General features: G+C 40.3%; 22 protein-coding genes. 17 read left to right on the top strand and 5 right to left on the bottom strand.

All coding sequences use genetic code 11. The features are described from left to right. From JKG64_RS21490 to JKG64_RS21455, 8 genes are all read left to right on the top strand, one after another. Positions 1 to 340 (top strand): GIY-YIG nuclease family protein (locus tag JKG64_RS21490; RefSeq protein ID WP_246512745.1); only part of this gene is annotated, 340 nt, incomplete at its 5' end. A gap of 311 nt (positions 341 to 651) precedes the next feature. Next, positions 652 to 2,997: an outer membrane beta-barrel family protein gene (locus tag JKG64_RS21485; protein WP_210356322.1), complete on the top strand. Its 2,346-nt coding sequence runs from the start codon at positions 652 to 654 to the stop codon at positions 2,995 to 2,997. 27 nt (positions 2,998 to 3,024) lie between these two features. Then, positions 3,025 to 3,264 (top strand): transcriptional repressor, encoded by a 240-nt coding sequence (locus JKG64_RS21480; protein ID WP_210356321.1) that lies wholly within the window; start codon positions 3,025 to 3,027, stop codon positions 3,262 to 3,264. Between the two features lie 26 nt (positions 3,265 to 3,290). Then, positions 3,291 to 3,833, top strand: coding sequence for an RNA polymerase sigma-70 factor (locus JKG64_RS21475; RefSeq protein ID WP_210356320.1), 543 nt, complete (start codon positions 3,291 to 3,293; stop codon positions 3,831 to 3,833). A gap of 61 nt (positions 3,834 to 3,894) precedes the next feature. After that, positions 3,895 to 4,539: a hypothetical protein gene (locus tag JKG64_RS21470; RefSeq protein ID WP_210356319.1), complete on the top strand. Its 645-nt coding sequence runs from the start codon at positions 3,895 to 3,897 to the stop codon at positions 4,537 to 4,539. 6 nt (positions 4,540 to 4,545) lie between these two features. Next, entirely contained in the window at positions 4,546 to 5,754 is a 1,209-nt protein-coding gene (locus JKG64_RS21465; RefSeq protein ID WP_210356318.1) for a hypothetical protein, read from the top strand. A 234-nt stretch (positions 5,755 to 5,988) separates the two neighbouring features. Then, positions 5,989 to 7,143: a PepSY-associated TM helix domain-containing protein gene (locus JKG64_RS21460; protein WP_210356317.1), complete on the top strand. Its 1,155-nt coding sequence runs from the start codon at positions 5,989 to 5,991 to the stop codon at positions 7,141 to 7,143. Between the two features lie 76 nt (positions 7,144 to 7,219). After that, on the top strand, positions 7,220 to 8,047 hold the full coding sequence (locus JKG64_RS21455; protein ID WP_210356316.1) for a UDP-2,3-diacylglucosamine diphosphatase: 828 nt from the start codon (positions 7,220 to 7,222) through the stop codon (positions 8,045 to 8,047). A gap of 7 nt (positions 8,048 to 8,054) precedes the next feature. On the opposite strand, the gene JKG64_RS21450 is transcribed toward JKG64_RS21455, so the two are convergent. Beyond that, complete coding sequence (locus JKG64_RS21450; protein WP_210356315.1) at positions 8,055 to 8,576, bottom strand: NADPH-dependent FMN reductase; 522 nt, start codon at positions 8,574 to 8,576, stop codon at positions 8,055 to 8,057. A gap of 207 nt (positions 8,577 to 8,783) precedes the next feature. Here JKG64_RS21450 and JKG64_RS21445 point away from each other — a divergent pair, with 207 nt between their 5' ends. The 5 genes from JKG64_RS21445 (at position 8,784) to lepB (ending at position 13,538) form a co-directional block, all read left to right on the top strand. Then, complete coding sequence (locus JKG64_RS21445) at positions 8,784 to 9,581, top strand: ParA family protein (RefSeq protein ID WP_133586115.1); 798 nt, start codon at positions 8,784 to 8,786, stop codon at positions 9,579 to 9,581. 3 nt (positions 9,582 to 9,584) lie between these two features. Beyond that, positions 9,585 to 10,499 carry a ParB/RepB/Spo0J family partition protein gene (locus tag JKG64_RS21440; RefSeq protein WP_133586114.1) on the top strand — a complete coding sequence of 305 codons (915 nt, stop codon included), beginning with the start codon at positions 9,585 to 9,587 and terminating at the stop codon, positions 10,497 to 10,499. Next, complete coding sequence (locus tag JKG64_RS21435; protein ID WP_210356314.1) at positions 10,499 to 11,227, top strand: DUF5683 domain-containing protein; 729 nt, start codon at positions 10,499 to 10,501, stop codon at positions 11,225 to 11,227. Before JKG64_RS21440 ends, JKG64_RS21435 begins: the two co-directional genes overlap by 1 nt. A gap of 35 nt (positions 11,228 to 11,262) precedes the next feature. After that, on the top strand, positions 11,263 to 12,006 hold the full coding sequence (gene dapB, locus JKG64_RS21430) for a 4-hydroxy-tetrahydrodipicolinate reductase (RefSeq protein WP_210356313.1): 744 nt from the start codon (positions 11,263 to 11,265) through the stop codon (positions 12,004 to 12,006). 110 nt (positions 12,007 to 12,116) lie between these two features. Further along, complete coding sequence (gene lepB, locus JKG64_RS21425) at positions 12,117 to 13,538, top strand: signal peptidase I (RefSeq protein WP_210356312.1); 1,422 nt, start codon at positions 12,117 to 12,119, stop codon at positions 13,536 to 13,538. Positions 13,539 to 13,665: 127 nt separating this feature from the next. On the opposite strand, the gene JKG64_RS21420 is transcribed toward lepB, so the two are convergent. Beyond that, a complete protein-coding gene (locus JKG64_RS21420; RefSeq protein WP_210356311.1) occupies positions 13,666 to 14,385 on the bottom strand; it encodes a pyridoxine 5'-phosphate synthase in 720 nt (239 codons plus the stop codon). Between the two features lie 407 nt (positions 14,386 to 14,792). Here JKG64_RS21420 and cdaA point away from each other — a divergent pair, with 407 nt between their 5' ends. The 3 genes from cdaA to JKG64_RS21405 all read left to right on the top strand — a co-directional run bounded on the left by cdaA (position 14,793) and on the right by JKG64_RS21405 (position 19,577). Further along, a complete protein-coding gene (gene cdaA, locus JKG64_RS21415; RefSeq protein ID WP_210356310.1) occupies positions 14,793 to 15,587 on the top strand; it encodes a diadenylate cyclase CdaA in 795 nt (264 codons plus the stop codon). A gap of 145 nt (positions 15,588 to 15,732) precedes the next feature. Continuing rightward, complete coding sequence (locus tag JKG64_RS21410; protein WP_210356309.1) at positions 15,733 to 16,641, top strand: DUF1338 domain-containing protein; 909 nt, start codon at positions 15,733 to 15,735, stop codon at positions 16,639 to 16,641. Positions 16,642 to 16,652: 11 nt separating this feature from the next. Further along, entirely contained in the window at positions 16,653 to 19,577 is a 2,925-nt protein-coding gene (locus tag JKG64_RS21405; RefSeq protein ID WP_210356308.1) for an FAD-binding and (Fe-S)-binding domain-containing protein, read from the top strand. Between the two features lie 191 nt (positions 19,578 to 19,768). On the opposite strand, the gene JKG64_RS21400 is transcribed toward JKG64_RS21405, so the two are convergent. The 3 genes from JKG64_RS21400 to JKG64_RS21390 form a co-directional block, all read right to left on the bottom strand. Further along, positions 19,769 to 20,611 carry a DUF2911 domain-containing protein gene (locus JKG64_RS21400; RefSeq protein WP_210356307.1) on the bottom strand — a complete coding sequence of 281 codons (843 nt, stop codon included), beginning with the start codon at positions 20,609 to 20,611 and terminating at the stop codon, positions 19,769 to 19,771. 110 nt (positions 20,612 to 20,721) lie between these two features. Next, positions 20,722 to 22,017: an HAD-IB family phosphatase gene (locus JKG64_RS21395; RefSeq protein WP_210356306.1), complete on the bottom strand. Its 1,296-nt coding sequence runs from the start codon at positions 22,015 to 22,017 to the stop codon at positions 20,722 to 20,724. Positions 22,018 to 22,105: 88 nt separating this feature from the next. Then, the gene (locus tag JKG64_RS21390; RefSeq protein WP_210356305.1) at positions 22,106 to 23,071 is read right to left on the bottom strand and encodes an SDR family NAD(P)-dependent oxidoreductase; all 966 of its coding nucleotides are present in this window, start codon (positions 23,069 to 23,071) and stop codon (positions 22,106 to 22,108) included. A gap of 217 nt (positions 23,072 to 23,288) precedes the next feature. On the opposite strand from JKG64_RS21390, the gene JKG64_RS21385 reads away from it, so the two are divergent. Further along, positions 23,289 to 24,476, top strand: coding sequence for a formimidoylglutamase (locus JKG64_RS21385; protein WP_210356304.1), 1,188 nt, complete (start codon positions 23,289 to 23,291; stop codon positions 24,474 to 24,476). Positions 24,477 to 24,489: the final 13 nt, after the last annotated feature.

The following is a 24,489-nucleotide window of genomic DNA, read 5'->3' as shown; positions in this document are numbered from 1 at the left end:
GGTCACTGGTTCGAGCCCAGTAATTCCCACAATATTTAGAAGCATCAGATCACTGGTGCTTTTTTGTTATAGACCGACTTTAAGTTTTATGTTTATCGTGTACATCCTTTATTCAGTTACGCTGGGTCGTTACTATGTTGGTTTTACGGGTAATCTACCTGAGCGACTACGTCGGCACAATTCCTATTCCAAAGGGTTTACTGGACGTGCCAGTGATTGGACAGTTGTGTACCAGGAGAGTTACGTGGATAAAGAGATCGCTCGACGCCGAGAGCAGGAGATCAAAAGCTGGAAGAGCCGTGTTCTTCTGGAAAAACTTATCGGCTCAGTTGGTTTATAGCATCCCGATACATCGGGAGTGGTCACTGGTTCGAGCCCAGTAATTCCCACAATATTTAGAAGCATCAGATCACTGGTGCTTTTTTGTTATAGACCGACTTTAAGTTTTATGTTTATCGTGTACATCCTTTATTCAGTTACGCTGGGTCGTTACTATGTTGGTTTTACGGGTAATCTCCCCTTATAAAAATAAACACCCAATATTTTTTGAAGTAATAATTTTCAACAAGGTTCGGTAAAGCCGTCGCTGGGCAACTTATAAGTAAACAGTTAATTTATACTCAGTCTAATTTAAGACTTTTAGTTTGATACATGAGGCTTTATCTTTTATTTCTTTTGTTCTTTATCTATTCTTCGAGCCTTACGGCTCAGATATCTCTATCAGGCAAAGTTTATTCTCTTCAAGGGAAAGCTTTGGACCAAGTGAATGTACAATTGTTGTCTTTGCCAGATTCTTCCATTTTCATAGAACGCAAGACTACTGAAGATGGTGCCTTCTCTTTTAATCTGAATAAGGCGGGAGATTATGCACTTCGCTATTCACATATTGGTTATAAAACTTTATTGAGTAAAAGCTATAGATTGGTGCCAGGAGAGAAGGCTACGGCGATTCCCGTAATGCTTGAACTTCAATCTGTAGAACTTAACGCTGTTTCTGTCAAAGGAAAGGCGCCTTCAGTTCGACAATACATCGATAAGATGGTGGTTGATGTTGCCGAGAGTGTAGTCAGTGAGGGTAACAATGTGCTGGAACTTCTCGAAAAGACTCCAGGAATTGTTTCTGATGGTAAGGGTAATTTTTCCATCCAAGGAAGAACTGGCGCAAAAGTGAAAATAGATGGAAGGGATATTTACCTTTCTGGAGCGCAGCTTGCTGCTTTATTACGTGGTATGCAGGCTTCTGATATCGCTAAATTGGAACTTATGGCCAATCCTTCGTCAAAAGAGGATGCTTCTGGTACAGCTGGTTCTATTAATATTGTAACCAAAAGAAATCGTAGGCTAGGTTTTGGTGGTGATTTGTTTGCTCGGGGAGGACAGTCGCGTAAGCCGGAGGGAAGCGTAGGAGGCGGCATTCACTTTAAGAATGATAGGCTTAATACCTTCGTCAATGCATCGGTAGGCCGAGAGGAGTCAAAGCAGCACAGTATCACAGAAAATAGGTTCTATAATAATGGTCAGTTGACCCGGGTGCAAACTCAGGAAGAAGAAAGAAGGTTGGATCCTGGTCGTTACCATAGCCTGCGTACAGGAGCAACTTTTGAAATTGATACGAATAGTACGGTAGAGGCAAGTATTAACTGGATTAAAGGAACGTTTATTTCAAATTCGGAAGTAGACACTCGAACAGAGACCGCTGGTGTAACTACTAATGCCCGAACTTCAAATACATTTGATGAGGGGTACAATAATCTTACGTTTAACGTTAACTATAATAAGAAATACTCTAAAGAGGACCATTTTCTAAAGGTTAACCTTGATTATGCGCCGCATACGAATAGGTATGACAATATGTATCGTACACAGTTTTTGAATGAACTAGGAGCGGTAGAAAAGGTGTCAGCAAGGAAGAATGTCCAGGATCTAAGTAATACTACCTATACCGCCCGTATGGATTATAGTAAGCCGTATGCTAATTCTAAGTTGGAGCTAGGGTATAAGTTCACCCATTTCTTTATCGATAATAGTGTTCAGAATGATACACTGGTTCAAGATAAGTGGGACGTGGATAATAACAGCTCGAATAATTTTCAGTATACGCAGCACGTACAAGCAGCTTATTTTATCTATTCTGGGAAAAGTGGCAGGTTTGAGTATCAGGCCGGACTGCGGGGGGAATATGCCTATATAGAGACTGTACAGAAAACTCTGGGTAAGAAGAATCGCAATAATTATATGGATGTCTTCCCTAATGCTTTTGCACTATATAATTTCAATGCCAACAACTTTTTACGGACCTCCTTTGGCAGTCGTATTGAGCGGCCCGGAGATCACGATGTCAATGTCTTTCGGGTCTATGAGAATGCCTTTTCTTACTACGAAGGAAATGCCGATCTAGAGCCGGAACGGAGCTATATCATCGAAGTTGGACACGGGTTTAAAAATAAGTTGTTTACGACGCTATCAACGAGTTATGGCAAAAACGTGATTACATGGATAACCCGGGCGGCGAAGGATGAAAATGTGACATTCAGTACTCCAGAGAATATTGGGCGATTTATCAATTATAGCGCTAGTATGATGTACAATAGCTCTTTTACCTCGTGGTGGTCAGGAAGCCATTATGTCAATGCATTTCATAATAAATATACAGGAGAGGTAGATGCTATTGATTTGGACTCGAAGGGTTCCAGTTGGTCATTCAACTCGAAACATACGCTACAGTTAAAGTGGGGAGTGAGATCCGAAGTATTGGGCTACTATAACTCAGGGGTAACTACAGGAGTACAGCGTAAGGAAGCTACTTATGGAGTCGATCTTGGTGTAGAGAAAAAACTGTTAGGAGACCGTGCTATGATAAAGCTAGCAGTCAATGGTCTGATTCGGAATGGGAATCCCCGACTAACAAGTACGTATGATAATTTGACATTGACCCACTCGAGCTATCCTGATAATAGAAAGGTTTTATTGTCCCTTAGCTATCGCTTTGGAGCATAGAAGATGGGGACGGAAATTTGGTAGATTATGAGTAAGACAGAAAAAGCGGTAATTGCATTGTTGCAAGAGAAAGACATTTTTATGGATGTAGAGGAGATTTTTTTATTGTTGAATCCAGCAAGTAAATGTTATAGCTATGCGGCAGTGTACCATAGTGTACGGACTTTAAAACAAAAAGGAGTTATTGTGAGCGAAACCAGACCTTCTGAACGAAGGAAGTATTTCAGAATAAGTAGTGCTTGGGGCAACTGTAACCTAGAATCGTAAATATTATTTATAATAAATCTAAATAAATGTATATTTGCGATGATTTGGAGCCTCCTCATAGCAATACAAGTATATCGATCAATGCAGAGACATTTGAGCTTCTTTTTCAGCAATACTGGAGAAGGATGTATGTATTTGCGTTGAAAACTATGGAGGATGAGGATGAAGCGAAAGAGATTGTTCAGGATGTTTTTAAATCGTTGTGGGAACGAAGAGAGACTTTAAATATTAAGGATGTCGAAAGGTACTTATTGAGATCTGTCAAATTGAAGTCGTTGGAGCACATTAGGAATAAATGTACACGGCAACGTCATCATGAGGTGATACAGACACAATCGCAGCTGATGTATGAAGATGAACAATTACAGGTTAAGGAATTGGCTTCTAAATTGGATGCAATTGTGGAGCGGTTGCCTAAACAATGTAAAAATGTGTTTAAAATGAGTAGAGAGCAGGGGTTGACGAATAAGGAAATAGCACAGACTCTTCTCATTTCTGAACGCGCCGTGGAGTATCATATCAGTAAAGCTTTGCTTGTATTGCGGACCAATCTTGCGGAACAGGATTGATAGAACAGTAGATAATTAACAGGATAGTTTTATATTTTGTATTTTTGCATATAGGGTAAAAATGGATATCAGTAAAGCGCTTTTAGAAAAATATGAACTTGGTCAGTGTAATGACGAAGAGCTTGCTGCTGTCCGTGCTTGGTTAGACGCCGAGGATTGGGGTGATCTGGATCTTGAAGAAGATATTGATGAAACGGTCAAAGAGGAGCTCTGGGCTGATATTTCCTTCTCGGTAGCTACTCCATCAATAACTCAGCCTGTGGTTTCGAATCCGCGTATAGCTGTTATAAAAAGATATTGGGGTACTGTTGTAGCAGCATGTATGATTGCGATAATAGGTGGCTATTACTACTTTTACCAGCCTGTGAAAGACTTTACTGTATTTCAGGCGACGAATGTTGAATCAGGTGTAATTTCTTTTTCCAAAGATCATTTTGATGTCGTGCTGAGCCCCAATAGCGAAGCAAATATTGATTTCGAATCTGGAAATATCTCTCTGACGGGAAATATTATGCTCCGACCTAAGCGAGATTTTGTGCTGCAAGATGGGCGAAGTAACCAGTCTTTTAACTTCAAACAAGGGGAGGTCTATTTTGTTTCGGAACGAGAAGAGCAAAAGAAACTCATTATTTTGTCAAAAAGGGAGATGATTTTCTTGCCACCGGTTATGCAACGTAGAATTAAGCAACAATTTCATATTTCCTAACTATTCATGAAGCTTTTTTTTCCTTCTTTATATATCGGTTTCTTGTTTGCTTTAGGTCTACTTTTTTCTTGTGCATCTCCAGATGCTTCAAAAAGTTTTTTGCCCGAATATGCTTTGTATCTTTTGAATGAGGATGGGTCTAACAGTTTTTTTCTAAAAGAGAGTTTACAAGATACAGGGAAGAGTATTGAAATTGAGGTGCCTTCCAAAGAGTTTACACGGGAGTATATCCATAAGAAGGGGATCTTCTATCATTTTAAGGAGAGAAACGATTATTTCATCCGTTACCAGCTTGATGCGAATAATCAGATGATAGCTACCGATTCTATTTTGTTTAAGGATGGCTATCTGGAAAACTACATTTGGAAGAACAATACAGATACGCTGTTGCTTTTTACGGTAGAGAAGAAAACTACCGCTCATGGACGCATGTACGTGGTCGATACCAAGAGTTTTACCCTATTACGGGAGGAGGCGTTGCCGTTTCCTTCGTCAATAGTAAATTTTAACCTTTTGAGCATAGGGGTGGTGGACTTTGTCGATGATAAGTTATGGATTGCCTATTGCTACTCTAAATTTTTGACAGCAGATGATTACACTACATCAGATACAATGTATTATGCAACGCTTGATTTCTCTTCATTGGATGTTCTGAATCTACAGAAGGATACTCGTTCTTCTTATCCTGGGGGGGTAAACACAGTACAAAGCTACAGTGCCCGGGATGATCAGGGAGATTTTTATTTTATGAGCTGTCCTGGTGTAGCATTAGGTAATAACCTAGCAAAACCAACCGCTATTTTTCGTAAGAAAAAGGGAATGCAGGAGGTTGATACATCCTATATGTTGGATATCTCGGAGACCATCCATAACCATGCTTATGGTTTTTGGTACATGGGCGGACAAAAAGCAATCATAAGAAGTGAACAGCGCAATCTGTATACTGATTTTTCAAACCATCATTCGACTTTTCAGTTTGAATATTACCTCGTTGACCTTTCTACAAAAAAGCTCGATAAAATAAATATTCCACTGGATAAAGGTACTCGTAAAGAAAATGTCCTAGTCCAGGGAGATTATGTTTATTTTGCTATTGATAGTGAAGGGGAAAAACATGATATCTGGAGATATACCATTAATGATGGTCAGGTGGATAGAATCTCTTCTATCTCAAATTCAGCCAGTTATATTCTTCGGTTGGATTTTCTGAAATAAATTCCCTTTTTTCTTCCTTTAAGACTTCGGTTTAATTATACATAAGCTACATACTTATATATAATTAATCTAAATAATGTCGTTAGAATCGATTCTTACTTCTAGTCTGTTTATTTATAAAAATAAATTTTTTAGGGTTCAGATGAAAGCGCTGAACTTAACGTGTGTCTATGATGTATTTTGTAGATATACGATTCAATTCTAGACCATACTTGTCATTTTATTATCCTATATATGAAATCTTTTTTGCTTAAAATAAACGCTTGGTTACACCTTTGGGTGGGATTAGTGTCGGGAATTATTGTTTTTATTTTGTCAATTACCGCCTGTGTCCTTGTCTTCGAACACGATATTAAAGATTTGGTTTTTAATTATATTTCGGTGGAGGCACAGGCCGCCGATGAACAATTGCCACCGAGCGTAATTCATCAAAAGATAAAGGAGTCTTATCCCGATGTGGAGGTATCAAGTCTCTGGTACTATGGGTTAGATAAGTCGATAAAGGTGAGTATCGACCATAGTGACACACTGCTCTATGTCAATCCGTATACGGGTCAGGTTTTGGCGGAGGTTGATCATGAAGATATATTTCATTTTATGGACGAGGGACATCGGCATCTTTGGATATCAGGGAAACTTGGTAGACAAATTGTGGGCTGGGGGACTTTTTTATTCTTTCTAGTCACGCTTTCCGGTTTGATTCTGTGGTGGCCGAAAAGGTGGACAAAGCGTGCCGCAAAGCAGAGTTTTACGATCAATTGGAAGGCAAAACTGAAGCGAGTCAATTATGATTTACATAATGTGCTCGGGTTCTATTCCTTACTACTAGCATTATTGATGGCACTGACAGGACTTATTATGGCCTTTCCGTGGATGCGTAAATCGGTGATGTGGCTTAGTGGTGGTATGCCTCCGAGACCTAAGGTGGAAAAGGTTGAGCCCGCACTGACAGATCCTGTGCTTCAAGATGCGCTCGTCGTCGCTGATAAGATATGGTATAAGGTGCGTAGAGAGATCGCTTCGTTAAATAAGGAAGCAGTGATTATTCATATTCCCGAAGAGGGTGAGCAGACGATTTATTCCTGTACAGATATGCATGCCGGCAGATGGCGGGATTTGCGCTTCGATAGAAATACGATTGAACTGTTGCCCAATTCGCAGAAGCCAGTACGCGAAGCAGGGACGGCAGAGTGGATATCACGGTCAAATTATGCATTGCATACTGGATTTATCGGTGGTATGTGGACAAAGGTGCTCTATTTTATGGCCAGTCTAATCTGCGCTTCATTGCCGATTACGGGCTTTTATGTATGGTGGGGTAAGAAAAAGAAGATAAAAAAGAAGCAAAATACCCGCAGGGCAAAAGTAACAGTGGAGATGGCCCAATAGTGTTATAATTAAAATTTTCTTAACTATCTGAAAATGATAAGTTAATCTTCGTTCTTTTTATTTGTATCAATCAACTATGAAGAGAGAAGTAGACTTGGTCGTTTTGTCCGACCTTCATTTAGGAACCTATGGGTGTAGAGCCAAAGAGGTGCTACATTATTTATATTCGATAAAGCCCTCAAAATTGATTCTAAATGGGGATATAATCGATATATGGCAGTTTAAGAAAAGTTATTTTCCGGATCAGCACCTCCGTGTTATCAAATATTTGTTTGATATGGCGTATCAGGGGACAGAGCTGATTTATATTACTGGAAATCACGACGAGATGTTACGTAAATTTTCGGATATCAGTTTTGGTAATATTAAATTGGTGGACAAGTTGGTGCTTCATCTGGGGGACAAAAAAGCATGGTTCTTTCATGGGGATGTTTTTGATGCATCGGTACAACATTCCAAATGGTTGGCCAAACTTGGGGGCTGGGGTTATGATATGCTTATTCGGCTAAACAATTTAATTAACTGGGGATTGAATAGGATGGGACGTGAAAAATACTCCTTGTCCAAAAGAATAAAAAACTCAGTCAAGAAAGCCGTAAAATTTATAGGTGATTTTGAGCAAACAGCTTCGGAGTTAGCTATAGAAAGCCATTATGATTATGTATTCTGTGGACATATCCATCAGCCACAGATCCGCACTGTCGAGACTAAGAAGGGGAAATGTGTGTATATGAATTCTGGTGACTGGATTGAAAATCTCTCGGCACTAGAATACCACAATCAGGAATGGACCATGTTTCATTATGAAGAACAAAAGGATAGGCTTGGTAAATATCCATTGCATGAGTCGCCTTTGTCCTATACGCTAGATAGTATCCTTGATCGTATTAAAGTAGGACGTTAAATTCTTCTTAAAAACGGATAATCTCATCAAGTTGCTCCTGCACAAACTTGTAGGTAGTATCCTCTTGTAGATTTCCTTCATTATTTAATTCTCCTTGTATACTTGGAATATGAATTTTTAAGGGCATGACGTGCATACGCATGTAGTTACATACGCCTGTAAAATGATCTACCCCTCGTATATTTCCGTATTTTCCTGTGGAAACTCCCACTAATGCTGCTTTTTTGTGATAAAAGGAAACAGGATAAGCACAAGCGTCAATAAATGTCTTGAGTACGCCGGGGTAACTGCCGTTGTATTCGGGAATAATAAATACAAATTTTTGAGCCCGAGCGACCAATTCTTGAATAGGAGCAAATGCAGTTGACCGTTTGCCGTACAGATCTGTGAATAAAATGTCGTGTGGTAAATCAGTTAGTGATAGCACCTGCCAGTCTTCCCCTTTCTTGTTCAATTCTTTTTTATAATATTCTGCGACTTTTAATGAGTTACTACCCAGTCGATTTGTTCCTGATATAATTAAATTCATTGTAATGTTGCTACTTATAATAATCAATGAACGAGTTTGTCAAATCGTAAACCAATTTTTTGTATCTTAGCATCCTGAGTAATAGTATCAGGAAGTTCTCAAATTTAGTAATTTTAACATCATTTAAGCATTTCCTAAGCAATGGAAATGTATTTTTGGGTGGAGAACACTACTTGTAAACAAAAATTGTAAAAGGTTCGGTATCTCATGGGAAAAATAATTGCAATTGCAAATCAAAAAGGTGGCGTAGGAAAAACAACTACTTCTATAAATCTAGCGGCTAGTTTGGCTGTTTTGGAGTATAAGACGCTTCTAGTGGATGCAGATCCACAAGCAAACTCTACGTCTGGTATTGGTTTCGATCCGCGTAATATCAAGGCTAGCGTTTACGAGTGCTTGGTTAATGATTTACCTCCTCGGGAGGCAATCCAAGCAACAGAAACTCCTTTTTTAGACCTTTTGCCCGCACATATTGATTTGGTAGGAGCAGAGATTGAGATGATAAATCTCAATGAACGCGAGTACAAAATGAAAAAAATGTTGGATGAAATCAAAGATGACTATGATTTTATCATCATTGACTGTTCTCCTTCACTGGGATTAATTACGATTAATGCACTTACGGGGTCTGATTCTGTAATTATTCCTGTACAGTGTGAGTATTTCGCTCTAGAAGGACTAGGTAAATTATTGAATACTATAAAAATTGTTCAAAATAGACTAAATACCAATTTAGAAATTGAGGGAATTCTTCTGACAATGTATGATGTACGCTTACGTTTATCTAACCAAGTGGTAGAAGAGGTGCGTACACATTTTACTGAGCTTGTCTTTGAGACGATCATTCAACGGAATACTCGTTTGAGTGAGGCTCCTAGTTTTGGTATTTCTGTGATTATGCATGATGCATCCTGTAAGGGAGCTGTGAACTATTTGAATCTGGCTCGTGAGATATTACAGAAAAATGGTTTAGTAGAACAGAATAAAGAAAAAGCGATCGTATAAGAAATGGCAGCATTACAACGTAAAACAGGGCTAGGCAAGGGGTTAGGTGCTTTGTTGCAGGATGAAATGAGTGTTTCGTCGGCATCGTCACAAAAAGAGACTGCCGATTTAGGAGGAGCAGCAGCGGGGAGTATCAATTTTATTAAAGTTGAACACATCGCCGTCAATCCGTTTCAACCACGTACAGATTTTGATGAGGAGGCGTTGCAAGAGCTTTCGGACTCGATCAAATTACAGGGGTTGATCCAACCTATTACTGTACGTCAGGTCAGTAAAAATCAATATCAGTTAATTAGTGGTGAGCGTCGTTTACGTGCTTCTAAATTAGCCGGAATTGTAGACATACCTGCGTATGTTCGTACAGCCAATGACCAACAGATGTTGGAGATGGCGCTGATCGAAAATATACAGCGGGAGAATTTGAATGCTATTGAAGTAGCATTGAGTTTTCAGCGGATGATTGAAGAGTGTAATTTGAAACAGGAAGAACTTGGTGACCGTGTTTCTAAAAACCGTTCTACAGTAACCAATTATCTTCGTTTGTTGAAATTACCACCAGTAATTCAAGCTGGTATCCGGGACGGGCAGATTTCTATGGGGCATGCCCGTGCACTCATTAACGTCGGTGAAGTAGATAAGCAATTGTACGTGTTCCAGGAGATTATAGATAAAGGGCTTTCAGTGCGTATGGCCGAGATTCTCGTGCGGAATATACAGGAGCAGTTGAAGCCTAAAAAGAATCAAGATGTTGGTAAGCAACTGGATTTTCAATACCAAAAAATAGAAGATGACTTGGCATCGCGGTTTTCTACCCGAGTACGTCTCAATTTGAAAAATAGTCGGGGTAAGGGAGCTATTGAGATCCCGTTTGACTCAGAGGATGATTTAAGTCGTATATTAGAATTGCTCGATTGGTAATGCCTAAATTCTTAGTCGTTATATTTTTCTTTTTGTCGATGCAAGGGACCTATGCTCAGATAGACTCCCTGCAGCAGCTTAAGGATTCAACAAAGGTGAGTCTAGATACGGCTGCGGTTCAAGACTCGGTAAAAAAGGAAACGAGGAAGGAACGTAAAGAAAGAGAAAAAGCGGAAAAGGAACGGGCTAAGTACTATTATAAAGATATACTTAAAGATTCTACGCGACTAGCGATAGAACATGTATCCCGTGTTGCCTGGCGTCGTTCGGCGATAGCACCTGGCTGGGGGCAAATAACCAATGGTGGCCGCTGGGTCTGGGTCAAACTGCCAATCATTTATGGCGGATTTATCACAGCTTATTTTGTGTTTGATTACTGGAATTACTATTATCGGATGTTTGCCAAGGAGGCCGCATATCGTGTTGACCATACTGACGGTTGGTTGAATGAGGATTTACGGTTTTTAAGTAAAGAAGGGATAATCCGACAAAAGGATAATTTTAGACGGAATCGGGATATGACTGTTTTGATTACGGCGGTATGGTGGGTCGGTAACGTAGTCGAAGCATATACGGATTCCATGCTACGTAACCGTTACAATATCGGAGATGATCTAGGACTTAAAATAACCCCCACTTTGATGCCCACAACACCGACAATGGCCTATCAACCTAATCTTGCCAATTATTTTACGCCAGGAGTGAAGTTGACGTTTACTATTAAATAATTAATGTTAATTTGGCAGTTATTAAACCATAAGATATGAAGATTGTTTTACTCGGATATGGAAAAATGGGCCAGCTTATTGAAAAGTTTGCGCTCAAGAGAGGACATGAGGTTGTTCTTATTGTGGATGCTCATAATAGAGACAGCATTACGGCACAGGATTTAGAAGATGCCGATGTCGCTATCGATTTTAGTACACCTGAGGCAGCTTTGTCGAATATCAGCCTTTGTTTCGAATCCAATCTGCCACTAGTAGTAGGTACTACGGGTTGGTATGAGCATATGCAAGAAGTTCGTGAGACCTGTCTAGAAGCTGAGCAGTCTTTATTGTACGGATCTAATTTTAGCATAGGTGTGAATATATTCTTTCACGTCAATAGGCTGTTGGCTCAGGCAGTCGATCCGTACAAACAATATGATGTGCAAGTGGAGGAGATTCATCACATTCACAAACTGGATGCACCCAGCGGTACAGCGATTACCATTGCTGAAGGGATTATAGAAAATAGTTCTTCCAAGTCTTCTTGGGTAAATGAAGTGGTGGGAGAAGATAGTGACCTTATTAATAAGCCAGACGAGCTACTGATCGAGAGCCTGAGGATAGAAGAGGTGCCTGGGACGCATACTGTCTTGTATAGTTCTGAGGTAGATCAGATTGAATTTAAGCATACCGCACATAATAGAGATGGCTTTGCATTAGGGGCTGTCGTGGCAGCAGAATGGCTTAAGGGGCGTAAAGGCTTTTTTCAGGTCACAGAAATCTTTGATTTTAATAAATAACTATTATTACTGTAACATATAAATTGATCGGTCGACATATAATAAAGTCATGATGATAACTTTTGGCTTTCGGTCGGGTTTTTAATTTCTGACTTTTAATTTTTACTATTATGTGGTATATAATTTTTGGATTACTAACGGTCATTTCGCTTTATGGATTATGGCTATTATTTAAAAAAGCAGGAAAGCAGGGCTGGGAAGCTATCGTGCCGTTCTATAGAGAGTATGTGATGGCACAATTGGTAGGCAGGCCTACCTGGTGGATTGTTTGGCTGTTTGTACCTATCGTAAATATATTTATATTCTATGGTTTTTACCTCGATTTGATCAAGTCTTTTGGTAAACGCCGTTTTTGGGAGAATGCAGCTGCGGTCTTGGTTCCGTTTATCGTTCTTCCGATGTGGGGCCGAGATACTACTGTAAAGTATTTGGGACAATCTAATACGGAGGAGTTTAAGAAGAAATATCCGTACAAGAAAACTGTAGCGCGTGAGTGGGCGGATGCTATTATATTTGCTACTGTGGCAGCATCGTTGATTAGAGGTTTTTTGATTGAGGCCTATATGATTCCGACAGGATCTATGGAACGTAGCCTGTTGGTCGGTGATTTCCTTTTTGTGAGTAAATTGAATTACGGACCACGCATTCCTAATACACCGTTAGCATTTCCGTTTGCACATCATACCATGCCGGTTACAGGAGGGAAAGCTTATTCTGAATTGATTAAGATCCCCTATAAAAGATTACCTGGATTTGAAAATATAGAGCGTAATGATGTGGTGGTGTTTAACTTCCCTATGGAAGCGGATGCTCCTTTCAACCGTCCTGTAGATAAGCGTGAGAATTATATCAAGCGTGCTGTTGGTGTCTCAGGAGATGTGGTAGAGATGAAGGGTGGCAACCTAATGGTAAATGGTAAGCCTGGTTTTGGGTCTGCGGATGTGCAGACGGCATATATTGTATACACGGATGAGCGTGGTCTGAATCCGGATATTTTGGTGGACAAACGTTTTGAGTATATGGAGCTTCCAGATGAAAATGGACGTATTGTTGCTTATTTGTTGCATGTTACGAAGGAAGAAATCGAAGAAGTGAAAGGGTGGTCTACTGTGACAGAAGTTGTTCCTTACAATAATGATAGTCCTGCATTTCCGAAGGATGCACAGTACAATTGGAACTTCCATAACTTTGGGCCGCTTACTGTGCCTAAGAAAGGTGATGTGGTTCAGTTAAATGACCTGACCTATCCGATCTATCAACGTTTGATTACCGTATATGAAGGTAATAAACTTGAAAAGCAGGCTGACGGTATATATCTCAATGGTGTAAAATCAAATACCTACACTATAAAAATGGATTACTATTGGATGATGGGAGATAATAGAGATAATTCGCTCGATTCCCGTGACTTTGGATTTGTTCCAGAAGATCACGTCGTCGGTAAAGCTCTATTCACTTGGTTGAGCTGGGATAAAGATGGAACGTTCTTTAGTAAAATCCGTTGGAATAGAATCTTTAGAGGAATAAAGTAGTTCTAGAATTAGATGTTGAGACTGTAAATTCGTAAACAACGGATCGTAGTGTTAAATACAAAACCGTAAAGATTAGTTAGATAATCTTTACGGTTTTGCTTTTTACCCTTTTGCAAGGTTTTATTCACTATGCCTTCAAGGCTGCTAGATAACGTTTGATGGTTTCTTCCAGACCGAGGTATAACGCATCGGAGATTAAGGCATGTCCTATGCTGACTTCCAATAGATTCGGGATGTGCTGGTTGAAATAGGCGAGGTTATTTAGATCTAGGTCATGGCCTGCATTCAGGCCTAGCCCAAGCTCGCGTGCTTTTACGGCTGCTCGGTAGTATGGTGCTATAGCTTTCTCTTTATCAAAGCCAAACTCCGAAGCATATGCTTCTGTATAAAGTTCAACACGGTCGGTGCCTGTTTCTGCCGCTCCTTCTATCATTTCTACGACGGGGTCTACAAAAATAGAAACCCGGATTCCCTCGTTTTGGAATAGACTGACCATCTCCTTGAGGTAGTTTTTGTGTGTAATTGTATCCCAGCCATGGTTAGAAGTCAATTGTCCGGTAGCATCAGGAACCAAAGTTACTTGTGTAGGGGTATTGGCTAAAACCAGATCAATGAATTTTTGCTCCTGACAGTTGCCTTCTATGTTGAATTCTGTTTGAATTTCGGCTTTTAAGTCATAGACGTCTTGGTAACGGATATGTCTTTCGTCGGGACGCGGATGGACAGTGATTCCCTCGGCACCGAAGCGTTCGCAGGCTAATGCCGTCGAAAGTACATTGGGGGTATTACCGCCCCTTGAGTTACGAAGGGTAGCTATTTTGTTGATATTTACGGATAGTTTTGTCATGGTTGTCATTATGTTTAGTACAAAGATAATTAAAAAAGAAAAGATTTTTTTGACGCCTCTATGCCAGCACAAGGCATGGTACTTTTGACCGCAAAATTAACCAAAACTCCTCGCTCGGACATTTTGGCTGTAAGTGTAGAGTTTCCGCCTACTAATGCCAAAATCTTCACAGGCGAGATTTAGCTAAGATGTGTATTTTATGCCTATAGTACTGGTATTATTAATTGATAATTGAAGAATCGCTTTAAGGCTTAATTCGTAGACTTTAGATTATGTCTTATGTCACTAAGAAACTTCCTAATATTTACACGATATGAAGATCAGACGATGGAAATCGAGGTATTACATTTATAAAACTAGGAAAGAGAGATAAATCTTAGTATTAAATTTTTTAAATTGCATAACAAATGGAAGGACTAAGTTTTAATCTCCTAGATGGATTTCGCTTATTGGATATCATTGATATCTTTTTAGTAGCTGTCATTGTTTATTATGTGTATAGCTTGATAAAGGGTACGATTGCTGTCAACATCTTATTGGGGGTGGGGTTGTTCTATGGGATATATCTCGTGGTCAAACAATTGGAAATGCGTCTTCTGACAGAAATATTCGGAGGATTTATTTCTGTAGGTTCCATTGCTTTAATTGTAGTTTTTCAACAGGAAATACGACGTTTCTTACTCCATGTCGGTAAAAATATATCCATGCGGAGAAAGAAGTTTTTTTGGACCTTCTTAGGGGCGAAGAAAACAGCACAGCAGGATCATTCCGAAAAAATCAAGCCTATCATTGATGCCTGTAGGAGTATGTCCCGATCGCGGACAGGAGCTTTGTTGGTCTTTTCTAAGTATTTTGATGAAGAGTACTATCAATCCAGTGGAGAATATATAGATGCGCCAGTTTCAAAGAGATTGTTGGAGAGTATTTTCTTTAAGAATAGTCCTTTGCATGACGGCGCTGTTGTTATTGTCGATTTTCGAGTTATGACAGCGAGTTCGGTGTTGCCTTTGTCAGATAGTGAGGACCTCCCCCCTCAGTTTGGGTTAAGGCATCGCGCAGCGATAGGAGTTACGGAAGTGTCTGAGGCTGTTGCTGTGATTGTTTCTGAAGAAACAGGAGAAATTTCATTTGCCAAAGATGGGAATGTAAATATGAACCTAAGTCCTGAAGAATTGGAAGAACTCCTGAAGGAAGAGTTGTAGCATTCTGTGTGAGAGTGTTTTTTTAGAATTTTTTTCTAAAAAACATTAATATGGCTGATTTTTGTTCGATAAACCTTTTGTTTTCGTGATTTATTAAAATCTATTTGCTAAATTTACTGTAGTATAAACTTTAAATTTTGGTCATATGCATTTTGATGAAAATAAACCGCTAGATGTTGTGTTGAATGATCTATTTGATCATTATAGAGCAAATGTTTCGGATGTCAATAAAATCACCCAAGCCCTATTAGAAAAAGGAGTTGTAAACTCGCAGGAAGATATTGTCAATGACCATATCGCTTTTCGTACACTAGGGGTACCTCATTTGGGAATCAAGTCCTTTGAAAAAATTTTCTTGGCTTTTGGTTATCAAAAAAAGGACTATTTCTATTTTGAGGGTAAAAAATTAGATGCTTATTGGTTTGCTCCTCCACAGGAAGGATATCCACGGATATTCGTTTCGGAGTTGCGTGTTCAGGATCTGAGCCCTGAAGTACAGCAGGTTATTCAGAAATATACCTCACCTATTGTCGAAGACCCGGTTGATTCGATCAATCTAGAGAATGGACAGGAAGTAGCGGATTTTCTTCAGAAACCTTTGTGGGATTTGCCGACTTCAGAGGACTATAAATTGTTGCTGGAGGAGAGCGAGTACGCAGCTTGGGTTATTTATAACAGGTATTATTTAAATCATTATACCATCAGTATTCATGAGTTGAAAGACGGGTATAATACGTTAGAAGAATTCAACGCGTTTCTAACGAGTATTGGTGTTAAGTTAAATAACTCAGGAGGAGTTATCAAGACTAGCGATGATGGTTTGTTGAGACAAAGCAGTACAGTCTCCGCTTTGTATAAAGCTACTTTCTCTGACGGAAAGACGTTGGAGATAGCAGGTAGTTATGTGGAGTTTGCTGAGCGTAGCGTGTTGCCAGAATTTAAGGGGTTGTCCAAAGAGGAGATTCGCCCTGTGCATCGGAGAGATGGATTCGAGACAAATAATGCGGACAAGATTTTCGAAAGTACCTATACAACACAGATAAAGGGATCCTAAGAAGTTTGATTGTGGAAGAGAGGTTGCAGCAATTAGCGAATTTGATGGAGGGTGAGCTGTATAGCGATCAGATGATGCGTACACTCTATGCAACGGATGCCTCTGCCTATAGGGAGATGCCTCTGGCCGTTGCATTACCGCGGAGCGAAGCTGATATTCGACACCTTATTGAATTTGCGCTAGAGAATAAAACGTCGCTCATCCCGCGTACGGCAGGAACGTCTTTGGCAGGACAGGTTGTAGGAGGAGGTATCGTGGTTGATGTATCTAAGCATTTTACCAATATTTTGGAAGTAAATGCTGTAGAACAGTGGGTCAGATTACAACCGGGGGTGATTCGGGATGAGCTGAACATGTTCTTAAAGCCTCTGGGACTTTATTTTGGCCCAGAAACTTCGACTGCGAATAGGGCTATGATAGGGGGGATGGTCGGAAATAATTCCTGTGGTTCGAATTCATTGATTTACCACAGTACACGGGAGCATACATTAGAGGTTCATGGTTTTCTTTCGGATGGGACTAAAACTTCTTTTAAAGCCTTGTCTTTTGATGAATTTATTGCTAAATGTGATTTACAATCATTAGAGGGAGAGGTTTATAGGCAAGTCCGAACCATACTGGGAGATTATAGTAATCAAGAAGAGATACGTGCACAATTTCCCAAGCCAAGTATCAATCGACGTAATACAGGTTATGCGATCGACCTGTTGTTAGAAAGCGATCCATTTACAGCTGGTGGGGACCAATTTAATTTCTGTAAGCTTATTTGCGGCTCTGAGGGGACTTTGTTCTTTATGACAGAGATTAAGGTTCATGTTGATAAATTAGCAACGCGCCCTACTGGCTTGTTATGTGTTCATTTCAAGACACTGGACGAGGCTTTACGGGCCAATCTGATTGCATTGGAACATAAACCACTGGTGAGTGAGCTTATGGACCACTATATCTTGGAGTGTACGGCGAGTAATTTAGAACAACGGCATAATCGATTTTTTGTTGAGGGTACACCTGAGGCAATCTTGATTGTTGAATATGAGGGTGATAATGAGGAGGATATTCGGGAAAAAGTCGCTGCAGTGGAGATTGCTATGCGAAAAGCGGGAGTTGGGTATTATTTTCCGATTATTTTCGGAAGTGATAGAAAGAAGGTTTGGGATTTGCGCAAGGCAGGTTTGGGTTTATTGAGCAACATGCCAGGCGATGAAAAGCCGGTTGCCGTAATTGAGGATACGGCAGTAGCTGTTGAAGATCTCCCAGCTTATATTGCGGAGTTCAATACGATTTTAGCAAAATATGGATTGTACTCTGTGCATTATGCGCATGCTGCAACAGGCGAGTTACATCTCCGTCCTATCTTGAATCTTAAGACCGAAGAGGGGAATCGACTTTTTAGAGAAATTGCTCTGGAGATTGCAAAATTGGTCAAGAAATTTAAAGGGTCGCTGAGTGGCGAACATGGGGACGGGCGGTTACGTGGTGAGTTTATCCCTTATATGATCGGTGATCGCAATTACCAGTTGCTAAAAGATATTAAGGAAAAATGGGATCCTGAGTGTATCTTCAACCCAGGCAAGATTGTGGATTCCCCAGCAATGAATACCTTCCTGCGTTACGAACCAGGAGCCGCACGTACCACGCTGAAAACGGTTTTTAGATATCCTGGACAAGATATATTGGGGCACGCAGAACAGTGCAACGGTTCTGGTGATTGTAGGAAATCAGAATTGTCTGGAGGTACGATGTGCCCTTCTTATATGGCGAGCCGGAATGAAAAGGATACTACGCGTGCACGTGCTAATATCCTACGGGAGTTTTTGACACATTCGACAAAGGAAAATCCATTTGATCATCCAGAAATAAAAGAGATCATGGATTTATGTCTCAGCTGCAAAGGATGTAAGATTGAATGCCCTTCTAGTGTCGATATGGCCAAAATGAAGGCCGATTTTCTGCAACAGTATTACGATGCGCATGGTGTGCCATTGCGTAGCCGGATGATAGGTCATGTGGATAAAATGATGGGCCTGATGGCTTATGTTCCGAGCTTTTACAATTGGTCCGTTCAGAACCCTATTGTTGGCAAACTGGCCAAGCGTATGATAGGTTTTGCTACAGATCGAACTTTGCCCTTGCTCGGGAAAGTGCCTTTGAGAAAATGGTTTTTGACTAGGGATAAACCAACTCGTAAGGAAAGTGAGTCAAAAGGAGCTGTATATTTTTTCTGTGACGAGTTTACCAATTATAATGATTTAGAAATCGGGCAGAAATCTGTCTTGCTTTTGGAGAAGCTGGGGTATGAGGTGTTACTTATACCTCATGAACCGAGTGGAAGAGCATTACTGTCCAAGGGCTTGTTGCGTGATGCTAAAAAACTAGCAGATAAGAATGTTAAAATATTCTCTTCCCGTTTGTCGGCAGATACGCCGTTATTGGCTGTAGAACCCTCGGCAATACTGACATTCCGTGATGAGTATGTAGACTTGGTTTCTCCTGAACTGGAAGCCGATGCAAGACGAATTGCTCCACATGCCATGCTCATTGAGGAGTTTCTCGTTAAAGAGTATGAAAAGGGGAATATTTCTGCATCGATGTTTGATGAAAGTGAACGTCATATTTTGCTCCATACCCATTGTCAACAGAAAGCTTGGAAGCTACAAGGCTATACTGAAAGTGTATTGAAGATTATGAAAGGAGCAACGGTGAAGGTAATATCATCGGGATGCTGCGGTATGGCTGGCTCATTTGGGTACGAGCGTGAGCACTACGATCTGTCGATGCAGGTTGGAAACTTAGTCCTGTTTCCTGCGGTCAAGCGAAAAGAAGAACGAGAGATTGTTATCGCACCAGGGACCAGTTGCCGGCACCAGATTAAAGATGGTACAGGTGTCGGTGCCGTGCATCCTGTCGAAGTATTATATCAGGCGCTTGTCTTCTAAAACTTTCTTAGTCCGCCAGCTGACGGATCACCAACAGACAGGCAAGCCTCTTGGTGTCCATTAAACCGAACGAAGAGAGCTCATTGAAGCCTTGAAATACAATGTTAAATCAATAAAGCAGACACTTCCAAAAAAAACGGTCATCGTATTATATTCATACGATGACCGTCAAATAAGCTATATGCAATAGTTTATTTTATAGCTTTTAACATTTCCGTGTTCATTTTGATGTACTCCGGATTGTTTAATTTCGTAGCCATTTCAATACCTTCCTGTGCTGCTTTTCGTGCTCCAGCTTTGTCTCCGGCTTTATCTAATATTTTAGCTTTCCAATATTTCAGGTGTGGGGCCGAAGTATTTCCTTCGTCTCCTTTCTTGATCCACTCGACCGATTTGTTGATATCCAAACCGTTGTTCAGGTAGTATTGTGCAGCATGAAGATAAGGCTTGTTTTCGCCTAGCATAGCCTGGTCAATATTAGCAAGAATTTCTTTTGACTGATCGGTGGTGATATTGAAGCCTACCTTAGTTTTTTCCCACGCTAATGTGATTTTTGCAGATTTTACCGTTACATCTTCAAATGCAATGGTAAACGTTTCTACATTATTTGCCAGCACTTGTGGCTTTACGTTAAAACGTAACAAATCTTCTTCTTTTTTGTATTGATAGGCGCCCCACTGTTTTACATTCTTGCTGAGGATAATAGTCCATTCATTTTTGTTAGGAATAGTGAATAATCCATAGGTACCAGCTGGCACCTTGTTGCCTTCAATAGACACTTCTTCCGCAAATGTAATACTAGGGATATTGTTGGCGCCTGTGCGCCATACCTCTCCATAAGGAACAAGTCCGCCAAAAATCACACGGTTGTTTTTGTTGGGACGTTGGTAGCTCAATACGATATCTTTAATACCTAACCCTTGAGTAATAGTTTGGCTACTGCTTGAAGGAGGTAGTTTCACCTGTGCGGTGCTTAGCTCTGTTCCTAGGAAAAGCAATGCCGCTGTTGTTATTGAAAGAATTATCTTGTTCATATACAAATGTTTTTAGTGTTAATTGTCGACGTGAATTTACAAAAAACTTTCGTCAATCCACATGCTTGTAATCACGTGCGTGTAAATAGTATGCTTAGTCCTAATTATCTCTATTTATATAATACACGGAATTTAATGGTGTCGTCTATTTGCTTTAACTGTTTTAACAGACTTTTATCGTAGTTGGTATCAATGTCTGTTACGGCATAGCCAATATCGCCTCGTGTCATCAAAAATTGAGCTAGAATGTTGATTTCATTTTCCGCATAGACACTATTGAGTTGTGCCATTATCCCTGGTACATTTTTATGGATATGAAGTAAGCGATGGCCTTTTATCTTTTTTGGAAGTATAAGGTTGGGGAAGTTTCGACTTTGATCGGTATCTCCATTATTGATAAATTCGGCCATACGTCTTGGAATAAACTCAGCATTGTGCGCTTTATTTTTTTTGTCATCAAAGACGACAATACCTTTTTGACTGCATATATGTTTACTCATGTGGCCTTTGACGTCTCCCAGATAACCGATGGTTTTTAGTTTTGCCGCTCTTTCTAGTTGTTCGTCTGCGATGTCAACTCCAGGACCTAACAATAACATACCTACATCTTTTGTGTATTTTTCTTCAAAGGTGTCTTTGACTCTGATGGAGAATCCATCTCTCTTCAGTATGTGGCTTGATATTTCGGGTACATCGCCGACAATGAGGCATAAGATCCTGTTTTTAGGATAGGATATTGCACGGGGAAGATCGTTGACATATAAAAATTCGTCAAAGCTTGGCGTGACGTGATCCGCCTTTTCAGTAACGCTCTGTCTGGATATGTTTTCTGTAAAAGCAAAAAACTTCTCGATCAAACCAGATTCTTTGAGCTGGAAATCAGAGTAGCCATCCCCTATTCCAAAGAGGCGCCCTTGGATTTTAAGCTCTTGAAGGAGCTTGACTTTCCCCCCTTCATCCGATAAAGGGTTAGTGTCGTCATAGCCGATAATATTCCCCTCGTCATCGAAAAGAAACGTATTCGCATAAATGTTTTCTTTTTTTATTCCGTAAGGCGATACGACGGGGGTAATGAATTCCTTAAAGCCACCCGAAACAATCCATGCGGTGTCCGTATTATTCTTCAGAAATTCCCTATTGCGATCAAATGATTTGGAAACCTTTTTTTTAAGGTGGGTTATTAGCTTGTTCAGGTGACTTTTGTTGGCTTTCAGTAAACTGATACGGCCAGCTAGACTTTCGCGGAATGAAATTTTACCTTCCATAGCTAGGTTGGTGTAGCGTTCGATCTCCCGATATACTTTTTCTTGTTCGGGATCACCTTCCAGTGATATCCGGGCAAGCTCATCAAGAGCCTCCACTTGTGTGAAGGTGCTGTCAAAATCAATGATGTAATAATCTTTCATTGCAATAAACGGTTTTAGAATGATACCTCTAGGGGCCTTATGGTCGAACTCCTTTAGGTTTCATTGGGTTTAGGTTGTTGTATGTGTTTTATGAATATGTGTTTGCTATTTCTTGCAGTGTCTGGGCTAAAGGTTTGAAGGTATATCCTGTTTCTTTGACAATTTTTGCGTTAGAGTAGGCTAGCTTTGCTGCTGCGGCATAGGCAGATTCCTTTGTAAGTGTAGGCTTTTTTCCCTTTAGTTTAGCCAGGAGTTTTGCAACACGCCATGCGAGCTGAAGCATAAATGGTTTTGCTGCTATTGTCGGTGCTTTTTTTCCAAGCAGGTCCGCTATGTCTGTTAGCAGTTGCTTATTAGAAATGTTTTCACTGTTTAGTACATAACGCTGGGCTGTAATGTCTGTACGCTCCATTAGCAGGGTCATAATGTCCGCAACATCATCAACATCTACAATCCCTACCGAACCCGGAGGATAGATCTTGATTCCTTTGTCTACCAGGTCAAAAATGACAGCAGAGCCAGATTTAGCCGGATTGACTCCCATGATGACAGAAGGGTTAATGATTACGGCATCCAAGCCTTCCGTGATCCCACGCCATACCTCTAGTTCGCTCTTGTATTTTGATAATGAGTAGTTGGACATATTAATATCATATTCCCATTTGTCCTCTTCGTCGACTGGTCTGCCGAGTTTGTTTGTGCCTAGTGCAGCTATTGAACTGACATGGACGAGCCGGGCTTTGTATTCCAATGATAGATTGACAATATGTTGGGTACCCTGCACATTGACATGCAACATTTGATTGGCATCTTGTTTTTGATAAGAGATCTTGGCGGCACAGTGATAGACCTGTGTGACCCGGCTGAAGATGTCCGCTAGGGCGAAATAGTCGGTAATGTCGGCGTCTATCCATTCAATCAAGGATGACGCTTTCAGGCTATCGGGGATCGATGAGCTTTCCCTTTTTAGGGCTATTATCGCATTTCCTTTTTCAACTAGGCGTTTTATCACTGCCGAGCCTAAAAAACCTGTTCCTCCTGTTACTAATATCACTTGCTATTTTATTGTTGAAATACTTGATGTTCTCAAAGATAACCCATTGCTAATTCCTATGCAAATTAATCAACTTTCCCACATTTTGTGGATATTTTTTAGCCGTTTCCTGTATTAATTAATGCATTTTTGTAATATAGCGAGATTTAGCTAAACCTGATTGCAACAGAATGCATGTGGTTTTTATACTTTTACTTCTGATCTTTCACTTAAATCTATGTCATTAGCAGACTTTTTCTCTCCCCTCACTATTACTGATTTTTCAGTCAACGGCGAATATTTCAATTCTCAATTTGGGCATTCCATTCAGGCATATACGGATGAATTTCCTGTGTTGGACAATCCAGACAGCAGACCGCACCTTGCGATTGTGGGGGTTGAGGAAGATAGGCAATCCATTGGCAACAAGGGGGCGGCAAAGGCTCCTAATGCGGTAAGGAAGCATTTGTACGAGTTGTATCAAGGTGATTACACTGTAGCGATAGCTGATTTAGGGAATATTAAGCCAGGTAGTCGTGTGGAAGACACGTATGCCGCTCTTCGGCTAGTGGTTGAAGAACTGGTTAAATCTGATATTGTTCCTATTATTATTGGAGGGGGACAAGATCTGACCTATGCGCAGTATAGAGGCTATGAAGATTTGGAGCAAAGGGTGGAGGTTGCTATTGTCGATGCTAAGTTTGACCTTGATCAGGCAAGTACCCAAGAGACGCCATTGAATTCACAGACTTACCTGAATCATATTATCTTGCACCAACCTGATTATTTATTCAATTTAAATAATGTGGCTTATCAGACCTACTTAGTTAGTAAAGAGTCTATTAATATGTATGATAAACTCTTTTTTAATGCACAGCGGGTCGGTATGATTGCAGGTAAACTTGATCAGGCAGAGCCTATCATCCGTGCAGCAGATCTTATTAGCTTTGATATTGGTGCAATTCGCGCTTCGGAAGCTCCAGGTAATGCCAATGCAGTACCTAATGGTCTTTTTGGGGATGAAGCCTGTCAGTTGGCACGATACGCTGGAATGTCTGACAAATGTAGCTCCATTGGTTTCTACGAATTCAATCCCACTTTCGATCCTATGGAACAGACGGCAATGTTGGTTTCACAGATGATCTGGTGTTTTGTAGATGGTTATTATAATCGTAAAAATGATGCTCCGTTGATTCCAAAGTCAGCTTATATCATTTATCGTACACAGTTAGAAAGCGAAGAACATGAGTTGGTCTTTGTGAAAAGTAAAAAGTCGGATCGTTGGTGGATGCAAGTTCCTTATTTCGGCACAAAATCTATTAATGAACGTTATTATCTGGTTCCTTGCCGTTATGAGGACTATCAGCTTGCTGTAGCTGGCGAAATGCCTGATTTATGGTGGCGGACCCATCAAAAATTACAATAGCTGTTCCTATTTC

It is taken from the genome of Sphingobacterium tabacisoli, from assembly GCF_017908035.1.
Classification (GTDB): Bacteria; Bacteroidota; Bacteroidia; order Sphingobacteriales; family Sphingobacteriaceae; genus Sphingobacterium; species Sphingobacterium tabacisoli.
This window is presented reverse-complemented; position numbering and strand designations above follow the sequence as displayed.